Here is a 23,218-nt window from a genome sequence, read left to right as displayed (position 1 = left end):
AATTATTTCATGCTACCGGGCAGTTAGCCAGTAGAGTAGCAACGAGTCAGGACTAATGAAGACGTTATCTCCCGCAGTAATCACATTACCCTGGCGTCAGGACGCCGCTGAACGCTATTTTTCGACATTAAGCCATCTGCCCTGGGCGATGCTGCTGCATTCAGGTCAAGCCGACCATCCGCATAACCGCTTTGATATTCTGGTGGCGGATCCCGTCACCACGTTGGTTACACGTGCTGAAGAGACCATAGTGCAGGACGGGCACGCAATCACGCGCTCGCTTGATGATCCAATGACGGTATTACATTCCGCGCTAGCTGCACACAAGATTCACCCCGAGTATCACCCGGATCTGCCGTTTCAGGGCGGCGCGTTAGGTCTGTTTGGCTACGACCTTGGCCGACGCTTTGAATCTCTGCCCACTATTGCTGAGCGCGATATTACGCTACCGGATATGGCCGTTGGCATTTACGACTGGGCGTTGATTGTTGACCACCAGTTGCAGACCGTATCGCTGCTCAGCCATACCGATGTCGAGGCTCGCCTGAAATGGCTCGACGCGCAACAACCGCCAACGCGTGAGCCGTTTATATTGACCTCGGCGTGGCAGTCCAATATGAGCCGCGCCCGGTACGGCGAAAAATTCCGCCAGGTGCAGGGCTATCTGCACAGCGGCGATTGTTACCAGGTCAACCTCGCGCAGCGTTTTCAGGCGCATTACGAGGGGGATGAGTGGCAGGCATTTGTCAAACTCAATCACGCTAACCGCGCCCCGTTCAGCGCGTTTATTCGTCTTGAGGAAGGCGTTATCCTCAGTCTTTCGCCGGAACGTTTTATTCTGCTGAAGAACCAGCATATCCAGACGCGTCCTATTAAAGGTACGTTGCCCAGGCTTGAAGATGCCGATGCCGATCGTGAGCAGGCCCGGCGGCTGGCGAATTCGCCGAAGGATCGTGCGGAGAACCTGATGATCGTCGATTTGATGCGTAATGATATTGGCCGCGTTGCCGTACCGGGTTCGGTACAGGTTCCGGAGCTGTTTGTCGTCGAACCGTTCCCTGCCGTTCATCATTTGGTCAGCACCATTACCGCACGTCTGCCAGAGTCATTACACGCCACCGATCTGCTACGCGCAGCCTTCCCCGGCGGCTCTATTACCGGTGCGCCGAAAGTGCGGGCGATGGAAATTATTGACGAACTGGAGCCACAAAGACGTAATGCCTGGTGTGGCAGCATCGGTTATCTGAGTTTCTGCGGCAATATGGATACCAGCATCACCATTCGCACGCTGACAGCCACAAACGGACAAATTTATTGTTCCGCTGGCGGCGGCATAGTGGCGGACAGTCAGGAAGACGCTGAATATCAGGAAACATTTGATAAAGTGAATCGTATTTTGCACCAACTGGAGAACTGAGACGTGGAATACAGCAGCCTGACGCTTGATGATTTTTTATCGCGCTTTCAACTCCTGCGCCCGCAGGTCAATCATGCCGCGTTAAACCAGCGCCAGGCCGCCGTACTGATCCCCGTCGTGCGTCGTCCACAGCCGGGATTGTTGTTAACCCAGCGTTCCGTTCACCTGCGCAAGCACGCCGGACAGGTCGCCTTCCCCGGTGGGGCGGTGGATAGCAGTGATGCCTCGTTAATTGCCGCCGCCCTTCGCGAGGCACAGGAGGAGGTGGCGATCCCACCTTCATGCGTAGAAGTGATCGGCGTTCTGCCGCCGGTCGACAGCGTGACCGGTTTCCAGGTCACCCCAGTGGTAGGCATTATCCCGCCTAATCTGCCGTATCGCGCCAGTGAAGATGAAGTCTCAGCAGTGTTCGAAATGCCGCTGGCCCAGGCCCTGCATTTAGGTCGTTACCTCCCGTTGGATATTTACCGTCGTGGCGATTCACATCGCGTATGGCTTTCCTGGTATGAGCAATATTTCGTCTGGGGAATGACTGCCGGAATAATTCGTGAGCTGGCGCTGCAAATTGGCGTCAAGCCCTGACTATACTTATCTTTACGCGCGCCATAGACAACTTGAAACTCAGGTCACAACATTAGTAAAACCGCGGTTATCTATTAGTTTAATTCATGTGAATAGTTAAGCCGATCGCCGCGTTCCCTCTTACACTATGCGCAGTTATAACATCGTTACTGGAAAGCCCAGTCGCCCTGTAGGAGTATTATCGTGATTAGTCTATTCGACATGTTTAAGGTGGGGATTGGTCCCTCATCTTCCCATACCGTAGGGCCTATGAAGGCGGGTAAACAGTTCGTCGATGACCTGGTCGAAAAAGGATTACTGGACAGCGTTACTCGTGTCGCCGTCGACGTGTATGGTTCACTGTCGCTCACGGGTAAAGGTCACCACACCGATATCGCCATTATTATGGGTCTGGCGGGCAATGAGCCTGCTACCGTGGATATTGATAGCATCCCCGGATTTATCCGCGACGTAGAAATGCGTGGACGCCTGCTGCTTGCGCAAGGTCAGCACGAAGTGGATTTCCCGCAGAATGACGGGATGCGTTTTCACAACGGCAACCTGCCGCTGCATGAAAACGGAATGCAGATCCATGCGTACAATGGCGAAACCGTCATTTATAGCAAAACCTACTACTCAATCGGCGGTGGATTCATCGTTGATGAAGAACATTTTGGTCAGGATGCCGCGGGCGAGGTCAGCGTGCCTTATCCGTTCAAATCCGCGACTGAAATGCTGGAGTACTGCAACAGCACCGGCCTGTCTCTCTCTGGCATGGCGATGCAGAACGAACTTGCTCTGCACAGCAAAAAAGAGATTGAAGAGTACTTTGGCCACGTCTGGCAAACCATGCAGGCCTGTATCGATCGTGGCATGAACACCGAAGGTGTGTTGCCGGGTCCGCTGCGCGTTCCTCGTCGTGCTTCAGCTCTGCGTCGTATGCTGGTTTCCAGCGATAAGCTGTCCAACGATCCGATGAACGTGATCGACTGGGTGAACATGTTCGCCCTGGCCGTTAACGAAGAAAACGCCGCGGGCGGTCGCGTAGTGACAGCGCCAACCAACGGTGCCTGCGGTATCGTGCCTGCGGTACTGGCCTATTACGATCATTTCATCGAGTCCGTCAGCCCGGATATCTATACCCGCTATTTCCTGGCGGCCGGTGCAATTGGCGCGTTGTACAAAATGAACGCCTCAATCTCTGGTGCAGAAGTAGGTTGTCAGGGTGAAGTGGGCGTAGCCTGCTCCATGGCTGCCGCTGGTCTGGCTGAACTGTTGGGCGCGAGCCCTGAGCAGGTGTGTGTTGCTGCCGAAATCGGCATGGAACATAACCTCGGCTTAACCTGCGATCCGGTTGCCGGTCAGGTACAGGTTCCGTGCATTGAGCGTAACGCCATTGCTTCAGTGAAGGCGATCAACGCTGCGCGTATGGCAATGCGCCGTACCAGCGCGCCGCGCGTCTCGCTGGATAAAGTCATTGAGACCATGTACGAAACAGGTAAAGACATGAACGCCAAATACCGCGAAACGTCACGCGGTGGCCTGGCAATCAAAGTTCAATGTGACTAATACTTAATTTTCGCCCATCTGCGACGGATGGGCGAATTTGCCCCCTCTCCCTCGTCTACTGTAATTTTCCCCACTACACTTGCTCTGTTGCTGTTGGCTTCTGTGACCAACGGCTTATCGGGCGGCCCGCATGCAAACAGCACAACGGATCATTAAAAATTATCGCCGGAATCGCTTAATCGTCTGCACAGTATGTGCACTACTGACGCTCATCCTCACATTAACTGTTCGATTTATTTCGGAGCGTAATTTAAATCACCGAAATATCGTCACCTTTGCCAACCATGCTGTAGAAGAACTGGATGACGTACTTTTACCCTTGCAGACCGGACGTGATGTATTGCTGCCGTTAATTGGCCTCCCCTGCTCAGTGGCACGTTTACCGTTAAGCAAACATGCCGCAAGACTGCAAACGGTGCGTTCTATTAATCTGATTCAAAGCGGGATCCTCTATTGCTCCAGCATTTTTGGGTATCGCAATGTCCCCATTCGTCAACTACAGCCCGAATTACCCAGCAGGGAACCGCAACTGCTGCTGTCTACTGACCATTCGCTGATAAAAGGCAGCCCGATTCTGACGCAATGGTACCCGTCCTCTGCCGATGGTGAAGATGGCGTGCTGGAAATCGTCAATATTGATTTATTGTCGTCTATGTTGCTTGAACCCCAGCCGCCGCAGATCACCGATGCCAGCTTAACCGTTGGTAATCGGCATCTACTGTATGATCAAGGTGTGGTCGATACTCTGCCTAAGCTAAATGATGAAAAACGCTACCAGCTGTCATCTCAACATTTCCCGTTTACCATTAGCGTCACCGGCCCCGGTCCCAGTGAACTGGCGATTAAACATCTGCCAACACAGCTGCCGCTGGCGGTGATCCTAAGTTTATTAGTGGGTTACCTGGCATGGCTGGCGACCGCCAGCAGAATGAGTTTTTCCTGGGAGATTAATCTGGCCCTTGCTGCTCGGGAATTCGAGCTATTTTGCCAGCCGCTGCTTAATGCGCAAACCCAGCAATGCATGGGCGTGGAGATTCTTTTACGCTGGAATAACCCACGCCAGGGTTGGATCTCTCCGGAAGTGTTTATTCCCATCGCTGAGGAGCACAACCTGATTGTGCCGCTAACCCGTCATGTCATCGCAGAAACCATTCAGCAAAGACACGTTTTCCCGATGAGCAGCCAGTTTCATATTGGGATTAATGTCGCCGCCAGCCATTTTCGTAACGGCACGCTGCTAAAAGATCTTAATCAGTACTGGTTCAGCCAGCACCCAATCCAGCAGTTGGTTATCGAACTGACCGAACGCGATGCGTTACTGGATGTGGATTATCGGGTCGTACGCGAATTAAATCGGCTTGGCGTAAAACTGGCGATTGATGATTTCGGTACCGGTAACAGCTCGCTCTCCTGGCTGGAAAAACTCCGCCCGGATGTGCTGAAGATCGATAAATCATTTACTTCGGCAATAGGAACAGACGCCGTGAACTCAACCGTCACAGACATCATTATCGCTTTGGGGAAAAAATTGAATATAGAACTGGTGGCGGAAGGCGTTGAAACCCAGGCGCAGGCTCAGCATTTGCGCCGACACGGCGTACATTTGTTGCAAGGTTTTTTGTACGCAAAGCCAATGCCGCTGCGTGATTTCCCAAAATGGCTGGCGGGCAGCACGCCGCCGCCCACCCGACATAACGGGCGACACAGTATGCCCGTCATGCCGTTTCGCTAAACCCGATTACTCGTCTTCGTCGTGAGCGGGTTGTTCTTTAACAATGCGAACTAAATCCACACGATAGTCATTCGCTTCGACAATCGTAATGCTCAGCGGTGCAACCTCGATAACATCACCTACGCGTGGAATATGGCCGTTAGCCGCAATGACTAAACCTGCCACCGTGGCGATATCTTCGTCTTCATTCACTAACGTATCCACGTCCAGCGCCTGTTGCAACGCATGCAGATCGGTACCGCCTTTGACCAACCAACCACCTGCATCAGCAATAATTTCAGGTGTTTCATCGGCATCCGGGAATTCACCGGCAATGGCTTCTAATACGTCCAGCGGCGTGACCAGACCCTGTACTACGCCAAACTCGTTAGTGACGATAACGAAGCTACCGCGGGCACGACGCAGTACGCCTAACAGATTGATCGGGTCCAGCGTCTCCGGAACAACAATAGCCGGAGAAGCAGAGGCAATCGCCGCCACATCCACACCGTCTTCCAGCGCCACCAGCAGCTCTTTAGCACGCACGATACCGATGATTTCATCCAGTTCGCCACGACACACCGGGAATAGGCTGTGAGGTGAAGAGAGCAACTGCTCGCGAATTTCTGCCACGCTCAGGTCGGCATCAACCCAGCTGATTTCACCACGTGGCGTCATAATGCCGCGTAACGAACGCGAGGCCAGGGAGAGGACGCCATTGATCATATAGCGTTCTTCTTCCACAAACGCGCCTTCCGGGACAGGAACCGGCACCGGGTTGTCGGATTCCATCTGCACGCTGGCCTGACGTTTACCGCCCATCAGACGCAGGATTGCATCGGCAGTACGTGCACGCAGCGGCAGCGTCGACTGGTGGCGAATAAAGTTACGACGGGCAATCTGGTTAAACAACTCGATGATGATCGAGAAACCAATCGCCGCATACAGATAACCTTTCGGAATATGGAAGCCAAACCCTTCGGCAACCAGGCTCAGACCAATCATCAACAGGAAGCTCAGACACAGCACCACCACCGTCGGGTGTTGGTTCACAAATCGTGTCAGCGGCTTAGAGGCCAGCAGCATCACGGCCATGGCAATCACTACTGCCGCCATCATCACTGGCAGATGGTTGACCATGCCGACCGCCGTAATCACGGCATCCAGCGAGAACACCGCATCGAGGATGACAATCTGCGTTACGACAACCCAAAAGCTCGCATACCCTTTCGTCTGCCCGGTATCATGTTCACGGTTTTCCAGCCGCTCATGCAGCTCTGTCGTAGCCTTGAACAAGAGGAAGATACCCCCCAGCAGCATAATCAAATCGCGCCCCGAGAACGCATAGTCCATTACCGTGAACAGCGGCTTTGTCAGCGTCACCATCCACGAAATCACGGACAACAAGCCCAGACGCATAATCAGTGCAAGTGACAAACCGATTAAACGCGCTTTATCACGCTGTTTCGGCGGCAGCTTATCAGCCAGGATCGCAATGAAGACCAGGTTATCAATACCCAGAACAATTTCGAGAACGACAAGCGTGAGCAAACCCACCCAAATCTGCGGGTCCATTAATAATTCCATGACAAGCTCCTGCTTAAGGAATGACCAAACTGCGCGCTGAGGATCTCAGGCGTTAAAGCGATATGCAGAGAAAATTTGTGGCAAAAAGTGCCAATCTGACAGGCTTGATACGGCCTGAAGGTGAAATGACGTCGGTGACGATCCATATGGTGGGCTACTGCCCTATACTCCTGAGTAATTAAACAGATGCTAAACATAACAGAGAGAAGCTGTTTTTAGCAAAGATTTACCTTCCTTTGCAATAAGTTGTTTCGGAGATATTTTACCCTTCGAAATTTCTTTTTATCGGAAGTTAAATTACGGATCTTCATCACATAAAATATTTTTTTCGATATCTAAAATAATTCACGAAAATCATAGGTTTTTCTTTGTAACCCTTATCTGAATCGATTCGATTGCGGACGACGATTCAAATACATCTTCACGTTGATGTGTTAACGATAATAAAGGAGGTAGCAAGTGACCATTGCTATTGTAATAGGCACACATGGTTGGGCTGCAGAGCAGTTACTTAAGACGGCAGAGATGCTGTTAGGCGAGCAGGAAAACGTCGGCTGGATCGATTTCGTTCCAGGCGAAAATGCTGAAACGCTGATCGAAAAGTACAACGCTCAGTTGGCAAAACTCGATACCAGTAAAGGCGTGCTGTTTCTCGTTGACACATGGGGAGGCAGCCCGTTTAACGCTGCGAGCCGCATTGTCGTCGATAAAGAGCATTACGAAGTAATCGCCGGTGTGAACATTCCCATGCTGGTTGAGACCTTCATGGCGCGTGATGACAACCCAAGCTTTGATGAATTAGTGGCACTGGCCGTTGAAACCGGTAGCGAAGGCGTGAAAGCGCTGAAAGCAAAACCGGTGGAAAAAGCCGCTCCTGCCCCTGTCGCGGCACCTAAAGCAGCAACCCCCGCGAAACCAATGGGTCCGAACGATTATATGCAGATCGGCCTGGCGCGTATTGATGACCGCTTAATCCATGGTCAGGTGGCAACTCGCTGGACCAAAGAAACCAACGTAACGCGCATTATCGTCGTCAGTGATGAAGTTGCCGCCGATACCGTGCGTAAAACGCTGCTGACTCAGGTAGCACCTCCGGGTGTGACGGCGCATGTGGTTGATGTCGCGAAAATGATCCGCGTCTACAACAACCCGAAATATGCAGGTGAGCGTGTGATGCTGTTGTTCACCAACCCAACCGACGTAGAACGTATCGTTGAAGGTGGTGTGAAAATTACCTCCGTGAACATTGGCGGTATGGCTTTCCGTCAGGGTAAAACGCAGGTAAACAACGCAATTTCTGTCGATGACAAAGACATCGAAGCCTTCAAGAAACTCAACGAACGCGGTATTGAGCTTGAGGCCCGTAAGGTTTCTACCGATCAGAAACTGAAAATGATGGATTTGATTGCCAAGGTGAAATAATTCCCTGGCATTTACTTAGTTTTCACACTTAAGTCTGTATAGCAATAGGAGAAGTACAATGGAGATTACCACTCTTCAGATTGTGCTGGTGTTCATCGTCGCATGTATCGCGGGTATGGAGTCGGTACTCGATGAATTTCAGTTCCACCGTCCGTTGGTGGCCTGTACGCTGATTGGTGCCGTTCTTGGGGATATGAAAACCGGTATTATCATCGGTGGTACCCTGGAAATGATCGCCCTGGGCTGGATGAACATCGGTGCTGCGGTTGCACCAGATGCCGCACTGGCCTCAATTATCTCTACCGTTCTGGTTATCGCGGGTCATCAAAGCATTGGTGCCGGTATCGCGCTGGCTATCCCACTGGCAGCAGCAGGCCAGGTACTGACCATTATCGTTCGTACAATCACCGTAGCATTCCAGCACGCAGCGGATAAGGCAGCCGAAAACGGTAACCTGACTGCGCTCTCCTGGCTGCACGTATCCTCGCTGTTCCTGCAGGCTATGCGTATCGCTATCCCGGCGGTAATCGTAGCGATTTCTGTTGGTACCAGTGAAGTTCAGAGCATGCTTAACGCCATTCCGGAAGTCGTAACCGGTGGTCTGAACATCGCAGGCGGTATGATCGTAGTGGTTGGTTATGCGATGGTCATCAACATGATGCGCGCAGGCTATCTGATGCCATTCTTCTACCTCGGCTTCGTCACCGCGGCATTTACTAACTTCAACCTGGTTGCTCTGGGTGTGATTGGCGCAGTCATGGCCATCCTCTACATTCAGCTGAGCCCGAAATATAACCGCGTAGCCGGTGCACCTGCTGCGGCGGCTGGCAATAACGATCTCGATAACGAACTGGACTAGCAGGTGAGCGAAATGGTTGATATGACTAAAACTACCACCGAGAAAAAACTCACTCCGAGTGACATTCGTGGCGTGTTCATTCGTTCTAACCTGTTTCAGGGTTCATGGAACTTCGAACGTATGCAGGCGCTGGGTTTCTGTTTCTCCATGGTACCGGCTATCCGCCGCTTGTACCCGGAAAACAACGATGCACGTAAGCAAGCGATTAAGCGTCACCTGGAATTCTTTAACACCCATCCGTACGTAGCGGCTCCAGTACTGGGCGTTACGCTGGCAATGGAAGAACAGCGTGCAAACGGCGCAGAGATTGACGATGGTGCCATCAACGGTATCAAAGTTGGTCTGATGGGTCCGCTGGCAGGCGTCGGTGACCCGATCTTCTGGGGTACAGTACGTCCGGTCTTCGCCGCACTCGGCGCAGGTATCGCGATGAGCGGCAGCCTGCTGGGGCCACTGCTGTTCTTCATCCTGTTTAACCTGGTTCGTCTGGCAACCCGTTATTACGGTGTGGCATATGGCTACCGTAAAGGTGTCGATATCGTTAAAGATATGGGCGGCGGCTTCCTGCAGAAACTGACCGAGGGGGCGTCAATCCTCGGCCTGTTTGTCATGGGGGCATTGGTTAACAAGTGGACGCACGTAAACATCCCGCTGGTGGTTTCCACTATCACCGGTCAGGATGGTCAGACTCGTGTTACCACCGTGCAGACTATCCTTGACCAGCTGATGCCGGGTCTGGTTCCTCTGCTGCTGACATTCGCCTGTATGTGGCTGCTGCGTAAGAAAGTGAACCCGCTGTGGATCATCGTTGGCTTCTTCGTCATCGGTATCGCGGGCTACGCTGTCGGACTGCTCGGCCTGTAAGACTGTTGTACATCACCGGGGGCTTGCCCCCGGTTTTTCTATTTAGAGGGTTGAGGATTCATGACTATCACGGACCTGGTGCTGGTTCTATTTATCTTTTCGCTGCTGGCGTATGCCATTTACGATCAGTTCATCATGCCCCGCCGTAATGGCCCTACTCTGCTTACTGTCGCCCTGCTTCCCCGCAGCAGAGTCGACAGCGTTATCTTCCTTGGCTTGGTAGCTATTCTTATCTACAACAACATCACCAGCCACGGCGCGCAATTTACCACATGGTTATTATGTGCACTGGTATTGATGGGGTTGTATCTGTTCTGGATCCGTACGCCAAAAATCATCTTCAAGCAGAAAGGTTTTTTCTTCGCCAACGTCTGGATTGAATATAACCGCATTAAAGAGATGAATTTATCTGAAGACGGTGTATTAGTGATGCAATTAGAACATCGAAGATTGTTGATCCGCGTACGAAATATAGACGATCTTGAGAAGATATATAAACTTTTAATTTCAAATCAATAACTTATAAATATAGCCTGAACTATGTTTTTTATATATCAGTATAAAAACTAACATAGCCAAGGCTATATTTAACTGTCCACAATGTTATTTATTTTAACGTTTTATTTATAAATAAATCTAAATGAAAATCGTTTTCAATTAGAAGTCAAATATTATTTCTGCGTTTCTTGTTTTATATTCTCAAAATATGTTAAGGTTGCGCCCGTCGTTGGGGAGTAGCCGATTTCCAGACTCCGGAAATGTACGTGTCAACATACTCGTTGAAAAACGTGGCGCGTACGGACTGAATTTACAGGTTCAGTCAGGCGAGACCATAGGCACATCAACTGCAATGCATATCTGAATGGCGCTGTATTTACAGTGATTCCGGCCTGTATGCATGGTTACTGGGGGCAGTGATGTGTTTTATGGATACCCCGGTCAGGACGCTGTTATGAATCTCACCGCTACCGTTCTTCTCGCTTTTGGCATGTCGATGGATGCTTTCGCTGCATCAATTGGCAAAGGCGCCACACTGCATAAACCCAAATTTTCTGAAGCATTGCGCACAGGTCTGATATTCGGCGCAGTTGAAACGCTTACGCCGCTGATTGGCTGGGGCATGGGTATGTTGGCCAGCAAATTCGTGCTGGAGTGGAACCACTGGATCGCCTTCATTCTGCTGATCTTTTTAGGCGGGCGAATGATAATCGAAGGTTTTCGCGATAACGGTGATGAAGATGAAGAACCGCAGCGCCGTCATGGTTTCTGGCTGCTGGTTACCACCGCCATTGCCACCAGTCTCGACGCAATGGCCGTCGGGGTGGGTCTGGCTTTCCTGCAGGTCAATATTATTGCCACTGCGCTGGCCATCGGCTGTGCCACATTGATTATGTCCACGCTCGGCATGATGATTGGTCGTTTCATTGGCCCGATGCTGGGCAAACGAGCAGAAATTTTGGGTGGGGTGGTGCTGATTGGTATCGGTGCCCAGATCCTCTGGGCACACTTCCACGGTTAATTCAGACGCTGCCAGACATGAATACTAAAGTCGGTCTGGCAGTCAAACGTCGTTTTCTCCGCTAACGTTTCCCACACCTCCGGCTTTGCCCGCCAGGCGAACGGCGTCATTTGCAGTAACGCAACGGCCTCGCTGCCCTGAAGCTGCATCTGATACCCCAGCGCAATACTCTGTTGCAGAACAAAACCGTCCAGTTGCTCTGTGTGCGGCGCATGCAAACGCACCTCATCATAAATAAGCCCTTTCAGTTCCATTAAATGACGCGGTCCCGGCGTGGCGGTGATAACCCATCCCCCCGGTTTAACCACGCGTGCCAGCTCTTGCGCTTTACAGGGCGCGTAGATCCTGATGATGGCATCCATTGACTCATCTGAGAACGGCAGACGATGGCTGGAGGCAACGCAAAAGGTCACCTGCGGATAGCGTCTGGCTGCAGCTTTAATTGCCACTTTGGAGACGTCAAGACCAAAGGTTGTACAACCCGTCAGCGCGTCGGCAAACGCATGGGTGTAATACCCTTCCCCACAGCCAATATCCAGGATTGCTGCATCTTCTGAAGTCGACTTCTCTTTCAGCACATTCACAATCGCATCACGCAACGGTTGATAGTGCCCGGCATCAAGAAATGCCCGTCGCGCCTGCATCATCTCAGCGCTGTCACCCGGATCGCGCGATCGTTTATGCTGAACCGGCAGTAAGTTGACATACCCTTCTTTCGCCACGTCAAACTGGTGCCGCCCGGGGCAGACAAAACTGTTATTCGCTTGAGTAAGAGGCTGGTGGCAAAGAGGACAGGAAAACGACATGACAACTCCGGCAGGTGACTTAAGGGCGCAAGTGTAACGCGAATTGCGCCCTGGGAAAATAACTTACAACGACGGCGAGGATACGTTGCTGCCGTGCATCACCAGCAGATGATCGGAGTCAGCAGGCATACCATCCGGTTTAACGTTCTCCAGACGCAGGACATCACCCATTATCTGGCTGAAGACAGGCGCAGAGACAGCCCCACCATAATAAGCACCGTTTTGCGGATTATTGATGACGACCACCAGTGCAAATTTCGGGTCGCTCGCTGGCGCAACGCCTGCCGTGTAGGCCACGTATTTATCGACATACTTACCGTCATCACCAATTTTCTTTGCCGTTCCTGTTTTAACCGCCACGCGATAATCCCTGACCGCGGCTTTAGTTCCCCCACCACCGGGTAACGCAACGCTTTCCATCATATGTTCAACCTGGTGAACCAGCGCCTCCGGCATCACTCGGGTACCGATTACCGGCGGGTCAATACGGGTAATCGAAAGGGGCCGATAGATACCAAAACTACCAATGGTTGCATATACGTGCGCCAACTGCAGCGGCGTTACCATTAACCCATAACCAAATGCAAAGGTCGCGCGATCCAAATCGCTCCAGTAGCGGCGCTGAGGCATCAAACCGCTGCTTTCACCGGTTAATCCCAGTCCGGTTGGATCGCCAAAACCAAAGCTTTTATAGGTATCCAGCAATTTTTGGACAGGCATAGCCAATGAAAGGTGCGACACGCCGGTATCGCTCGATTTCTGCAAAATTCCGGTCAGCGACAGTTCCGGGTAAAATCCGACGTCACGAATACGATGCCCATCAAGGTAAAAAGGATGGGTATCAATCACGCTGTCGGGTTGTACTATCCCCTGCTGGAGTGCAGTCATGATCACCAGCGGTTTAACGGTTGAACCGGGTTCAAACGTATCGCTAATTGCACGGTTACGAAAATCATCCAGTACCGCGCCATCACGATTATTGGGGTTGAAGTCAGGAAAGCTCGCCATGGACAGTATTTCACCGGTAGCAATGTTGACCAGCACTGCGGCTCCTGATTCTGCTTTATTCCACGTAACGGCATTGTCCAACGCATCTTCGGTGACCGTCTGCAGACGCTCGTCGATGCTGAGCTGTAATTCGTGTGCAGGTACAGGCGTAACTTCGGTGATATTTTCGATGACATGGCCAAATTTGTCTTTACGTACCAGACGGGAGCCAGGTTTACCCATCAGCTGGTTATTAAAGCTCTTTTCCAGCCCTTCAATGCCTTGTCCATCAATGTTGGTAAAACCAATGAGATTCGCCGCTACGTGGCCTGCGGGATAGAACCGGCGGGATTCCTCGCGCAGGTTGATGCCCGGGAGATTAAGATCATCTACCCACTCAGCCTGCTGAGGGGAAATTTGTCGTGCCAGATAAATAAAACGTCCGCCAGGATTACTGTTAACGCGTTCCGCCAGCGTACTCAGTGACAAATGCAGAGTCCTTGCCAGAGCCTGCCAGCGTTCGTTGTAACCCACGCCTCCCTTGCTGATGATGGTCTTAGGATCGGCCCATACGGCGTTAACCGGAACACTTACCGCCAGCGGTCGCCCTTCTCTGTCGGTAATCATCCCGCGCGGCGAGGCAATAGTTACCTCACGTAACGAACGCATGTCTTCCTGTTTCACCAGACTCGTCGGCGTGACAATTTGCAGCCACGCAACCCGACCCAGCAGCAACCCCAGACTCAATAATATTGCCACACAAAGCAGGGCAAAACGTACGGGAGTAAAATTGCGCGCGTCGCCGTCGTTTTTCTTTTTCACCTGGTCTCCAGCAAGATAGTTTTTCAGGTGTCTGATTTAACGAGAAATGTCGTAAGAAAGCGGGGAAAACTATGCTACGAACATCACGCCTTTGCAACAAAGCGCTAATGGAAGGGCATTTAGAAATATTTAGACGTATTTTGAATTAAAAAGCCCCGCATAGGCGAGGCTTTATATCTGAGATGGTTGCGCATATGCGCTTCAAATCAGTGGTGTCGATCAGATAGCTGTTACGTTAACAGCAGCCGGACCTTTCTGGCCGTCCTGAATTTCGAACTCAACGTTCTGGCCTTCAGCCAGAGTTTTGAAGCCGTTACCCTGGATAGCGGAGAAGTGTACGAACACGTCTTTGCTGCCATCAGCCGGAGTAATGAAACCAAAACCTTTAGACTCGTTGAACCACTTAACTTGACCTTTAATCTTTGCCATTTGCAAAATTCCTTAGAGTATTTTCTTCGCCCGCAGGCATAACATAGATAAAACTGAGACATTACTGCTTGAGGCACTAATATAAGGTTCGGCAGAGAAGCGGTATTCAACGTCAACGTGTTTACTCAGGACTTCTTTACTGAAAATGCCACACATAAACAGAACTGTACCTCGTTTAACCCAAAACGTGTTATCACATACAACGTTAATAATGGCAAGCCATTTTTAAACGTGTCTCGATCGGTCGCACAAATCCCGTCGTTCATCAAACAGCAACTGCACAGTTATGCGCCACACCGAGTAGTGTTATATTCCCGCCGCTCGCCCCATCCCCCGCCTGGCTTGCACCATAGCCGGGACATTTCTACCATAGCTCAATAGCTTCGGTTGTTCCAGATTAGCTGTTACAGGGTGTGCCGGATATCATTTTTTATGCTTAGTAATGCATAAAATGTCACAAGCGTAAAAATGAGATCCGCCGTCTGCTTTTACACCAAAATAATGAAAGAATGATGACAATGCACAAAAAAAGTAAGAGAAACGTTTCGCTGTTAATAAAACGATCGCTATCACAAAAATGACATAATCATATTTTTATCGTATGGGATATTATATTTATATCAGACCGGGGATAAGATATTAATTGGTTGGAGCATCTGAAAATACTGAGTTTACACGCGTATCAGAGTGCTAATTACACGACATGTACAGAAGAAAATAATCTGGCACGTTGGTGACAGGATGAAACATCTGAGAACAAAAGCAACAGATCCTCACCCTGTCATACCGTTTTTACCGCTCAGCTACCAGGCGGATGATGTCATCATCTTCATCCTTCGCTGTGACCGCAGCAGGCTCTGCTGCTTTTTCAGGTTCGTTAGCTTCGCAAAGGCGACGGAGCAATGCGTTCTGTCTTTTTTGCTGATCTAACAATGCTTCAAGCAGCTCAATCTGCTCATTAGTACGCGAACTTGCCCGATTGACGAAAAACCACAGTACAAGCCCGACAACCAGAATCACCACCGATACAGCCAAAGACGCCAAACTCAACGCGCCAGAATTCAAAACTTCGTTCATTTCACCACCTCAATGTAGACAGCGTAGTTTACCACTGCCGCACAAGAAGGTAATCAACTGTGGCAAAAATGCGCTTACCAGGGAATAAATTTATTGATGGCACAAATACCGCTGAAAAATTGTACATCCTGATCGCACATGATGTTGAACACTTGCGCCCACATCAGTATGCATACCAGCACAACAACTATCAGCACTACCCAGCGAATTTTTTTCACTCCAGCTCCACTCTTCGAATCTACATCTTATGCCTATAAATTATCATGCGTTACCTAAACCCAGCGTTAACTGTATCGGCATTCAATCTTTTTAGGAATGATTCACTTGTTTCATCCCATGTACAGGCTAATCTAATAATAACGAGAAAAGATAAGAGGTTGTAATGCGTCTGATAATCCGCGCTATTGTGTTGTTAGCTCTGGTTTGGATCGGTTTATTACTGAGCGGCTACGGAATTTTGATTGGAAGTAAGGAGAATGCAGCGGGTCTGGGCTTGCAATGCCAATATCTGACCGCCCGCGGAACCAGCACCGCACAATACGTCCACACAAACAGCGGTATCATTGGCCTGTCGGATTGTCCCTTGTTAAGAAAAAGTACGGTCATTATTGATAACGGTTAATATAGCAACAATACATACGCTACGTTATTTGCACCAACTAACGTTATGACTGTTCATAAAAAACCCCAGATACAAAAATACCTGGGGTTTTTAAGTTGACGCTATTACGCCAGATTAGAACGGATAGTCGTTATAACCCATTTGTTCTGAAATTTTACGCGCAGCCGTATGCAGCATCGCCACATACTCGTGCAAACGTTCCTCTGAGAAACGCAGCGTCGGGAATGAAATACTCAAGCCTGCAATCACCACACCGAAACGGTCAAACACCGGCACACCGATGCAGCGCAGACCTTCTTCCTGTTCTTCGTTGTCTTCACCGTAGCCCTGCTCACGGACTTTATCCAGCAGTACCAGCAATTCATCAGTATTGGTAATAGTACGATCGGTACTGCGTTTGTACTCAATACCATCCAGAATTTGCTTCACTTCATCGCGGTCACGCCATGCCAGCAGAACTTTACCGATAGCCGTGCTGTACAGTGGATTACGGCGACCTACGCGAGAATACATGCGCAGATTGTACATGGAGTCGATTTTATGAATGTAGACGATGCTGTTTTCATCCAGTGCGCCAAGGTGTACTGTCTCTTTGGTCAGGCGCGAAAGTTCGCGCATTTGAATATCAGCGCTACGGATAAGATCGACGTTTTGTAACGCGCGAGCACCCAGCTCGAATAGTTTCAGGGTCAGTGAGTATTTCTCAGACTCCCCTTCTTGTGCCACATAGCCCAGCGTTTTCATGGTCTGCAAAAAGCGATAAACGGTGCTTTTCGACATCATGACGCGTTGCGACAACTCGGTAATACCAATTTCGCGCTCTTCACCCAGCGCCTGCAGGATGCCAAAAACCTTCAGCACGGAAGATACAGAATCGGGTTGTTTATCCAGATCTGCGATTGCCATTTATCACCCCTTTCGAGTGTTTTATAAAAATCAGAACCGGTTTTTATTATAATTTCACGTATCAGCCCTCGCAATCGCTCTTTGCTTACTTAGTTACAAATCTGCGACCTAACGCCTGAATATCAATGCTAAAATTATTATTCTCATCATAAATTCCGACAATATTGACTTCCTATGGAAAAAACTCAGACCGATGGTCTGCCATTGCCCCAGCGATATGGCGCAATTTTAACCATTGTTATTGGCATCTCTATGGCAGTACTCGACGGCGCAATAGCGAACGTTGCCCTCCCCACTATCGCCACCGATCTTCAGGCCTCACCCGCCAGCTCAATCTGGATTGTGAACGCCTACCAAATTGCGATCGTTGTTTCGCTGTTATCGCTCTCTTTTTTAGGTGATATGTTTGGCTACCGACGCATTTATAAGTGTGGTCTGGTCGTGTTTCTGTTGGCGTCGCTATTTTGTGCCTTGTCAGACTCGCTGCATATGCTGACGTTAGCGCGCGTGGCTCAGGGGTTTGGCGGCGCGGCGCTGATGAGCGTTAATACGGCATTGATCCGACTCATTTATCCTCAGCGCCAGCTTGGCCGCGGAATGGGTATTAACTCCTTTATCGTGGCTGTATCCTCGGCAGCGGGTCCGACTATTGCGGCGGCAATTCTTTCTATTGCCTCGTGGAAATGGCTATTTCTGATTAACGTTCCGCTGGGGATCATCGCCCTGCTACTGGCTATGCGTTTTTTGCCACCCAATTCATCACGTAGCAATAAACCGCGCTTCGATCTGCCCAGCGCAGTGATGAACGCCTTAACATTTGGTTTGTTAATCACGGCACTCAGCGGATTTGCACAGGGACAGTCGCTAAAACTGATTGGTGCTGAACTTGTGGGGCTTCTCGTGGTAGGGTTTTTCTTTATCCGCCGCCAACTCGCATTGCCAGTGCCGTTATTACCGGTTGATCTGCTACGCATTCCGCTGTTTTCACTCTCTATTTGTACTTCAATCTGTTCATTCAGCGCACAGATGCTGGCGATGGTTTCTCTCCCCTTTTTCATGCAAACGGTTCTCGGGCGCAGCGAGGTTGAAACGGGCCTGCTGCTGACGCCGTGGCCGCTGGCAACCATGGTGATGGCCCCACTGGCGGGATATTTGATTGAACGTGTTCATGCGGGTCTGCTGGGCGCGCTGGGCATGGCAGTAATGGCGTGTGGGCTGTTTTCGCTGGTGTTGCTGCCCGCATCACCTTCTGATTTTAATATCATCTGGCCAATGATTTTGTGCGGTGCGGGTTTTGGCTTGTTCCAGTCACCGAATAATCACACCATCATCACCTCCGCGCCGCGTGATCGTAGCGGAGGCGCGAGCGGTATGCTTGGAACGGCGCGTTTACTGGGCCAGAGTACCGGGGCCGCACTGGTTGCGCTGATGCTAAATCAGTTTGGCGACAGCGGAACACACGTTTCGCTGATAACAGCGGGTATTCTGGCTTCGCTAGCCGCAATCGTAAGTGGCTTACGTATTACACAACCGCGAGTTCAGGCATAAAAAAAGCGCGTCTGTCGACGCGCTTTTTATTTTAAGTCTGCTGCCAATTATTTCAGGTATTCACCGCTGCGCAGCGCTTCAATACGTTTGTCCAACGGCGGGTGAGTCATAAACAGCTCACTCAACGATTTGGATTTACCGTTGATGCAGAACGCCATCATGCTGGTCGCTTCCTGCGGCTCATAGCTGGTTTTCAGGCGCTGTAGCGCGGCGATCATTTTTTCACGACCCACCAGTTTCGCTGAGCCTGCATCCGCATGGAATTCACGATGACGTGAGAACCACATCGTAATAATGCTCGCCAGAATACCAAATACCAGCTCCAGTACCGTCGCTACCGCAAAGTAGATTAACGGGTTACCGTTGCTACCCTCTCCCTCATCGCGGTTGCCGCCCATAAACCCAGCGGCAATCTGCGCCAGAATACGTGAGATAAAGATAACGAAAGTGTTCACCACACCCTGAATTAACGTCATGGTAACCATATCGCCATTAGCAATGTGGCTGATCTCATGCGCGATAACCGCTTCGGCTTCATCCGGACTCATGTTTTGCAACAGGCCAGTACTTACAGCCACCAACGAGGCATCCCGGCGCGCACCGGTAGCAAACGCGTTAATATCTGGCGCATGGTAGATTGCAACCTGCGGCATAGCGATCCCGGCCTGGCGGGCCTGGTTCGCGACTGTATTCATCAGCCAGCGTTCTCTTTCATTGCGAGGCTGTTCGATCACTTCCCCGCCAACGGACTTTAACGCCATCCATTTGGACATCAGCAGCGAAATGAAGGAACCACCAAAACCAAACAGCAGTGCCATGATCAACAAGCCTTGAACGCTGCTTGACTGAATCCCTGTCAGGCTCAATACCAGCCCGAAAACGACCATCACAGCCAGGTTCGTCAGCAGGAAGAGCGCGATTCGCATCATAATTTTCTTTTAACCTCAATTTAACAAAACGCACTATGCGATTACCCATATCGTATGGGTCTTATGACTATTTTCAAGCATCCATAGGTGCTAAGTCACCAGAAAGACACAACTTTACATTTTATCGTATCAGACTGACGTCTTCATGCACTTGTTAAAAAAACAGGCACAATTTCTTGTGCCTGTTCGAGGTTATTGACTGGTTGCGGGCTGTTCCGCTGGCTTTTCTTTTTCAAGATGCGCCAGGTCGAGCGCGATTTTTACCGTTTCATCCAGGTATGGATCCGGTTCCTGGTAATCCTTCGGTAGATCGTCCAGTTTCTTCAGCAGCGGTTTGCCTTCACGCTTGAACCGATCGTTAATACGCGCTAGGCGCATTGCGTCATCTTCGTTATTCTCTTTTTCACGCTGAGCGTAATTCAGAGAAGCGATGTTGCGCTTATCCTTCATCGCATTGAAACGCGCAATGTCCTTCATGATGTACTGGAACTCAGGATCGTTCGCAATACGTGCATTGTGCTCTTTCAGCAATTCAGGTCCGAACGGCGTCAGATTATCTGACTTGGTGTAGGTCGCCGCATCAATGCTGTCCCACGGCAGCGCGTTATCTTCAAACTTCTCGCCGGTTTCAGTTTCTTCATTACCTGTCGGCATGATGATATCTGGCGTAACACCCTTACGCTGCGTGCTGCCACCGTTTACGCGGTAGAATTTCTGGATCGTGTACTGAACAGAACCCAGCGCTGGCCATTCCGGACGCAGCATCTGATCGTAAATACGGTTCAGGGAGCGATACTGCTGAACTGTGCCTTTACCGAAGGTTGGTTCACCAACGATCAGCGCTCGGCCATAATCCTGCATTGCCGCAGCGAAAATCTCTGATGCTGAGGCGCTGAAGCGATCGACCAATACCACCAGCGGGCCTTTGTAGTACACAACGCCGTCGGTATCGCTGTCTTCACGCACTTTACCGTTATTGTCACGAACCTGAACCACCGGGCCGGAAGGAATGAACAGACCGGAAAGCGAAACCGCTTCGGTCAGCGCTCCACCGCCGTTGGTACGCAGATCGATGATGATGCTGCTGACGTTCTGTTTTTCCAGTTTCTGCAGCTGGACTTTGACATCATCAGTCAGACCAACATAGAAACCAGGAATATCCAGTACGCCGACTTTTTCTTTGCCAACGGTTTTCACGGACATTTTAACGGCACGGTCTTCGAGACGGATACGTTCACGCGTTAGCGTCACGGTGCGCGTCTTGGTACCTTTACCGGCAGGCAGAATTTCAAGGCGCACCTTGCTGCCTTTAGGTCCTTTGATCAGTGCTACGACATCATCCAGACGCCAGCCAATCACATCGACCATGCCCTTGCCCGTCTGCCCGACGCCGACAATACGATCGCCAACGCTGATCGCTTTGCTCTTGGCTGCCGGACCACCTGCCACCATGGAGTTAATGACGGTGTAGTCATCATCCATCTGCAGAACCGCGCCAATACCTTCCAAAGACAAGCTCATTTCAGTATTGAACTGCTCGGTATTGCGCGGAGAGAGATAGTTAGTATGCGGGTCGATTTCACGGGCGAACGCTGTCATCGCCAGTGAGAACACATCTTCGCTGTTGGTCTGCGCCAGACGGCGAATCGCAAATTTGTAGCGGCGCGTCAGCGTTTCGCGGATTTCCGCATCGGTTTTACCGGTCAGCTTCAGGCTGAGTTCGTCAAATTTAACCTTGCCGTCCCACAGCGCATTAAGCTCTGCTTCGCTCTTCGGCCACGGCGCTTTACTTCGGTCGAGGTTAAAGGTGTCGTTACCGGTGAAATCCATTGGACGTGCCAGTACGCTTAATGCGTACTGATAACGTTCAAATCGGCGTTTTTGCGCCAGATTATAGAGATCGTAAAAGACATCCAGCTTGCCGGTGCGCAGTTCATCGCCGAGGACCGTTTTCTTTTTTGCATACTGTTCGATATCGCTCGCCAGCAGCACATTGTGGCTGTAGTCGAGCAAATTCAAATAGCGGTCAAAAATTTTTGCCGAAAACGCCTGATCCAGATCGAACTGGCGATAGTGTGATCGCGTAAAACGCGACGTCACACGTTCGCTTACCGTCGCATGCTGGGTTTCTTCCTTTAAAACGGGGATTTGATCGGCACGCGTGATGTCTTCCACAGCAAGTGCCTGGCCTGCTAATGCAAGCAGACCAGCTAACGCAGTAAGCCTAAAAAAAGTGTTCATGCCAGGCCTGGCCTCCGTTTCAGAACACCAGGTGTTCTGCGCGTACAATCAAAGACATACCCGAATTCAGCTGTACACGGACGCCATCTTTGGTGATTTCTAATACGGTGGCATCCATCGCATTATTTCCTGCTTTCACCTTCAGAGACTGCCCTACCGTCAGTACTGAAATATCAGATACCGGGGTATGCTGTTCTTCGCGAGGAGCACGCGGTGCTTTTGCTGCTGGTTTTTCAGCGCGAGGTTTACGCTCAGCACCTTCTTTACGACGCGGTGCAGGACGCGGCTTACGCTCGCGACGCGGGGCGTCTTCTTTTTCACCGGCGGCAGCGGCCGCTTCGCGTTTTTTCGCCTGTTGCTCTGCGCGTTGCGCCTGAACACGGGCTTTAGCTTCTTCCAGCTGTTTGCGAGCATGTTCAACATGTTGTTCATCCAGCTCACCACAAGGGTTGCCGTCGAGATCAACACGCGTTGCGCCCAATTTAACGCCATACAGATAGCGCCAGCTTGAAGTATAGAGACGTAAGGCAGAACGGAGCTGCGTCTTGCTGAGGTTCATTTCACCCTCAACACGCTCTACCAGATCCTGAAAAATGCCAATTTTCAGTGGGCGCGCTTCGCCTTCCGCACTAAAACACTGCGGGAAGCGTTCGGCCAGAAACGCGATGACTTCTTTACTGCTATTCAACTTAGGTTGATTTTCCATGAAATTTCCTGATTACAACGGACGTAGCCAACAAGCGCAGGCATGAACAGGCGACATTATAATGACGTCATCAGTAATTGCTACGTTATCCGTTGATTATCCTGCGACGCGCGCAAAGAATTTTTTGTAATCCGTCGTTGCAAGCACGGTTTCAAGCTGTGCCACAAGCGTACGCAGACCTTGTTCATCTTCTTCAGTAAAGCGGCCAAATGCCGTGCTATCAATATCCAGCACGCCGATTATCTGATTGTCGACAGCGATCGGCAGGACGATTTCAGCGTTGCTGGCGGCATCACAGGCGATGTGCCCATCAAAAGCATGTACGTCCTCAATACGCTGAACCTGGTTCTGCGCCACTGCGGTACCGCACACACCGCGCCCTACCGGGATCCGCACGCAGGCAATTTTGCCCTGGAAGGGACCAAGCACCAGCGTATCGTCCTCAAGCAGGTAAAAACCGGCCCAATTCACTTCTGCAAGACGCTCGTACAACAATGCGCTGGTATTCGCCAGCGTTGCCAGAAAACTGGTTTCACCTGCCATCAATGCCTGAAAATCACGGTTCAGATCCGTGTATAGCTCTATTTTGTTCATTATATAATCACTTAGTTGTCTTACTTAAAACTGCAGCCTACT

At 50.6% G+C, this 23,218-nt stretch carries 23 protein-coding genes; 11 read left to right on the top strand and 12 right to left on the bottom strand.

All coding sequences use genetic code 11. The features are described 5' to 3' along the window. Window positions 1-55: 55 nt before the first annotated feature. The 4 genes from pabB to GHC22_RS10155 all read left to right on the top strand — a co-directional run bounded on the left by pabB (window position 56) and on the right by GHC22_RS10155 (window position 5,279). Entirely contained in the window at window positions 56-1,417 is a 1,362-nt protein-coding gene (pabB, locus tag GHC22_RS10170; protein ID WP_153752846.1) for an aminodeoxychorismate synthase component 1, read from the top strand. 3 nt (window positions 1,418-1,420) lie between these two features. Beyond that, window positions 1,421-1,999: a CoA pyrophosphatase gene (locus GHC22_RS10165; RefSeq protein ID WP_153752844.1), complete on the top strand. Its 579-nt coding sequence runs from the start codon at window positions 1,421-1,423 to the stop codon at window positions 1,997-1,999. A gap of 183 nt (window positions 2,000-2,182) precedes the next feature. Further along, window positions 2,183-3,547: an L-serine ammonia-lyase gene (gene sdaA / locus GHC22_RS10160; protein WP_100272287.1), complete on the top strand. Its 1,365-nt coding sequence runs from the start codon at window positions 2,183-2,185 to the stop codon at window positions 3,545-3,547. Window positions 3,548-3,677: 130 nt separating this feature from the next. Next, the gene (locus tag GHC22_RS10155; RefSeq protein ID WP_008785025.1) at window positions 3,678-5,279 is read left to right on the top strand and encodes an EAL domain-containing protein; all 1,602 of its coding nucleotides are present in this window, start codon (window positions 3,678-3,680) and stop codon (window positions 5,277-5,279) included. A gap of 6 nt (window positions 5,280-5,285) precedes the next feature. Here the strand turns inward: GHC22_RS10155 and yoaE are convergent, their stop codons facing one another. Next, complete coding sequence (gene yoaE / locus GHC22_RS10150; RefSeq protein ID WP_008785026.1) at window positions 5,286-6,845, bottom strand: CNNM family cation transport protein YoaE; 1,560 nt, start codon at window positions 6,843-6,845, stop codon at window positions 5,286-5,288. A 459-nt stretch (window positions 6,846-7,304) separates the two neighbouring features. On the opposite strand from yoaE, the gene manX reads away from it, so the two are divergent. The 5 genes from manX (at window position 7,305) to mntP (ending at window position 11,509) form a co-directional block, all read left to right on the top strand. After that, the gene (gene manX, locus GHC22_RS10145; protein WP_003833768.1) at window positions 7,305-8,267 is read left to right on the top strand and encodes a PTS mannose transporter subunit IIAB; all 963 of its coding nucleotides are present in this window, start codon (window positions 7,305-7,307) and stop codon (window positions 8,265-8,267) included. A 58-nt stretch (window positions 8,268-8,325) separates the two neighbouring features. Further along, window positions 8,326-9,126 (top strand): PTS mannose/fructose/sorbose transporter subunit IIC, encoded by an 801-nt coding sequence (locus GHC22_RS10140; RefSeq protein WP_003021004.1) that lies wholly within the window; start codon window positions 8,326-8,328, stop codon window positions 9,124-9,126. A gap of 12 nt (window positions 9,127-9,138) precedes the next feature. Then, window positions 9,139-9,990, top strand: a complete 852-nt coding sequence (locus GHC22_RS10135; RefSeq protein WP_003833769.1) for a PTS mannose transporter subunit IID — start codon at window positions 9,139-9,141, stop codon at window positions 9,988-9,990. A 60-nt stretch (window positions 9,991-10,050) separates the two neighbouring features. Next, complete coding sequence (locus tag GHC22_RS10130) at window positions 10,051-10,509, top strand: DUF986 family protein (protein ID WP_048216190.1); 459 nt, start codon at window positions 10,051-10,053, stop codon at window positions 10,507-10,509. A 433-nt stretch (window positions 10,510-10,942) separates the two neighbouring features. Beyond that, complete coding sequence (gene mntP / locus GHC22_RS10125; protein ID WP_020996621.1) at window positions 10,943-11,509, top strand: manganese efflux pump MntP; 567 nt, start codon at window positions 10,943-10,945, stop codon at window positions 11,507-11,509. Here the strand turns inward: mntP and rlmA are convergent. The 6 genes from rlmA to mgrB form a co-directional block, all read right to left on the bottom strand. Further along, a complete protein-coding gene (gene rlmA / locus GHC22_RS10120; protein WP_153752842.1) occupies window positions 11,506-12,315 on the bottom strand; it encodes a 23S rRNA (guanine(745)-N(1))-methyltransferase in 810 nt (269 codons plus the stop codon). The two genes, mntP and rlmA, sit on opposite strands and share 4 nt — an antisense overlap. 63 nt (window positions 12,316-12,378) lie before the next feature. Further along, the gene (gene ftsI, locus GHC22_RS10115; RefSeq protein WP_003833773.1) at window positions 12,379-14,124 is read right to left on the bottom strand and encodes a peptidoglycan glycosyltransferase FtsI; all 1,746 of its coding nucleotides are present in this window, start codon (window positions 14,122-14,124) and stop codon (window positions 12,379-12,381) included. A gap of 219 nt (window positions 14,125-14,343) precedes the next feature. Beyond that, a complete protein-coding gene (cspE, locus tag GHC22_RS10110; protein WP_001062678.1) occupies window positions 14,344-14,553 on the bottom strand; it encodes a transcription antiterminator/RNA stability regulator CspE in 210 nt (69 codons plus the stop codon). 12 nt (window positions 14,554-14,565) lie between these two features. Next, the gene (locus GHC22_RS10105; protein WP_003034983.1) at window positions 14,566-14,709 is read right to left on the bottom strand and encodes a DUF2627 domain-containing protein; all 144 of its coding nucleotides are present in this window, start codon (window positions 14,707-14,709) and stop codon (window positions 14,566-14,568) included. A 636-nt stretch (window positions 14,710-15,345) separates the two neighbouring features. Beyond that, window positions 15,346-15,630 (bottom strand): YebO family protein, encoded by a 285-nt coding sequence (locus tag GHC22_RS10100; protein WP_003833774.1) that lies wholly within the window; start codon window positions 15,628-15,630, stop codon window positions 15,346-15,348. A gap of 74 nt (window positions 15,631-15,704) precedes the next feature. Further along, window positions 15,705-15,848 carry a PhoP/PhoQ regulator MgrB gene (gene mgrB, locus GHC22_RS10095; RefSeq protein WP_003034977.1) on the bottom strand — a complete coding sequence of 48 codons (144 nt, stop codon included), beginning with the start codon at window positions 15,846-15,848 and terminating at the stop codon, window positions 15,705-15,707. A gap of 164 nt (window positions 15,849-16,012) precedes the next feature. On the opposite strand from mgrB, the gene GHC22_RS10090 reads away from it, so the two are divergent. Further along, window positions 16,013-16,252: a YobH family protein gene (locus GHC22_RS10090; protein ID WP_003034975.1), complete on the top strand. Its 240-nt coding sequence runs from the start codon at window positions 16,013-16,015 to the stop codon at window positions 16,250-16,252. Between the two features lie 114 nt (window positions 16,253-16,366). Here the strand turns inward: GHC22_RS10090 and kdgR are convergent, their stop codons facing one another. Next, complete coding sequence (gene kdgR, locus GHC22_RS10085) at window positions 16,367-17,158, bottom strand: DNA-binding transcriptional regulator KdgR (protein WP_153752840.1); 792 nt, start codon at window positions 17,156-17,158, stop codon at window positions 16,367-16,369. 174 nt (window positions 17,159-17,332) lie between these two features. Here kdgR and GHC22_RS10080 point away from each other — a divergent pair, with 174 nt between their 5' ends. Next, window positions 17,333-18,706 carry an MFS transporter gene (locus GHC22_RS10080; protein ID WP_048216186.1) on the top strand — a complete coding sequence of 458 codons (1,374 nt, stop codon included), beginning with the start codon at window positions 17,333-17,335 and terminating at the stop codon, window positions 18,704-18,706. 47 nt (window positions 18,707-18,753) lie between these two features. Here the strand turns inward: GHC22_RS10080 and htpX are convergent, their stop codons facing one another. The 4 genes from htpX to GHC22_RS10060 form a co-directional block, all read right to left on the bottom strand. Next, window positions 18,754-19,635 carry a protease HtpX gene (htpX, locus tag GHC22_RS10075; protein ID WP_003034964.1) on the bottom strand — a complete coding sequence of 294 codons (882 nt, stop codon included), beginning with the start codon at window positions 19,633-19,635 and terminating at the stop codon, window positions 18,754-18,756. Window positions 19,636-19,827: 192 nt separating this feature from the next. Beyond that, window positions 19,828-21,876 (bottom strand): carboxy terminal-processing peptidase, encoded by a 2,049-nt coding sequence (gene prc / locus GHC22_RS10070; protein ID WP_048235216.1) that lies wholly within the window; start codon window positions 21,874-21,876, stop codon window positions 19,828-19,830. Window positions 21,877-21,895: 19 nt separating this feature from the next. Further along, window positions 21,896-22,582, bottom strand: coding sequence for an RNA chaperone ProQ (gene proQ / locus GHC22_RS10065; protein WP_003833781.1), 687 nt, complete (start codon window positions 22,580-22,582; stop codon window positions 21,896-21,898). 96 nt (window positions 22,583-22,678) lie between these two features. After that, window positions 22,679-23,176 carry a GAF domain-containing protein gene (locus tag GHC22_RS10060; RefSeq protein ID WP_003833782.1) on the bottom strand — a complete coding sequence of 166 codons (498 nt, stop codon included), beginning with the start codon at window positions 23,174-23,176 and terminating at the stop codon, window positions 22,679-22,681. Window positions 23,177-23,218: the final 42 nt, after the last annotated feature.

Origin of the sequence: Citrobacter sp. H12-3-2, from assembly GCF_009649895.1 — a bacterium.
GTDB classification, from domain to species: domain Bacteria; phylum Pseudomonadota; class Gammaproteobacteria; order Enterobacterales; family Enterobacteriaceae; genus Citrobacter; species Citrobacter portucalensis.
The sequence above is the reverse complement of the archived record's forward strand: the minus strand, read 5'-3'. Positions and strand labels throughout refer to the sequence as shown.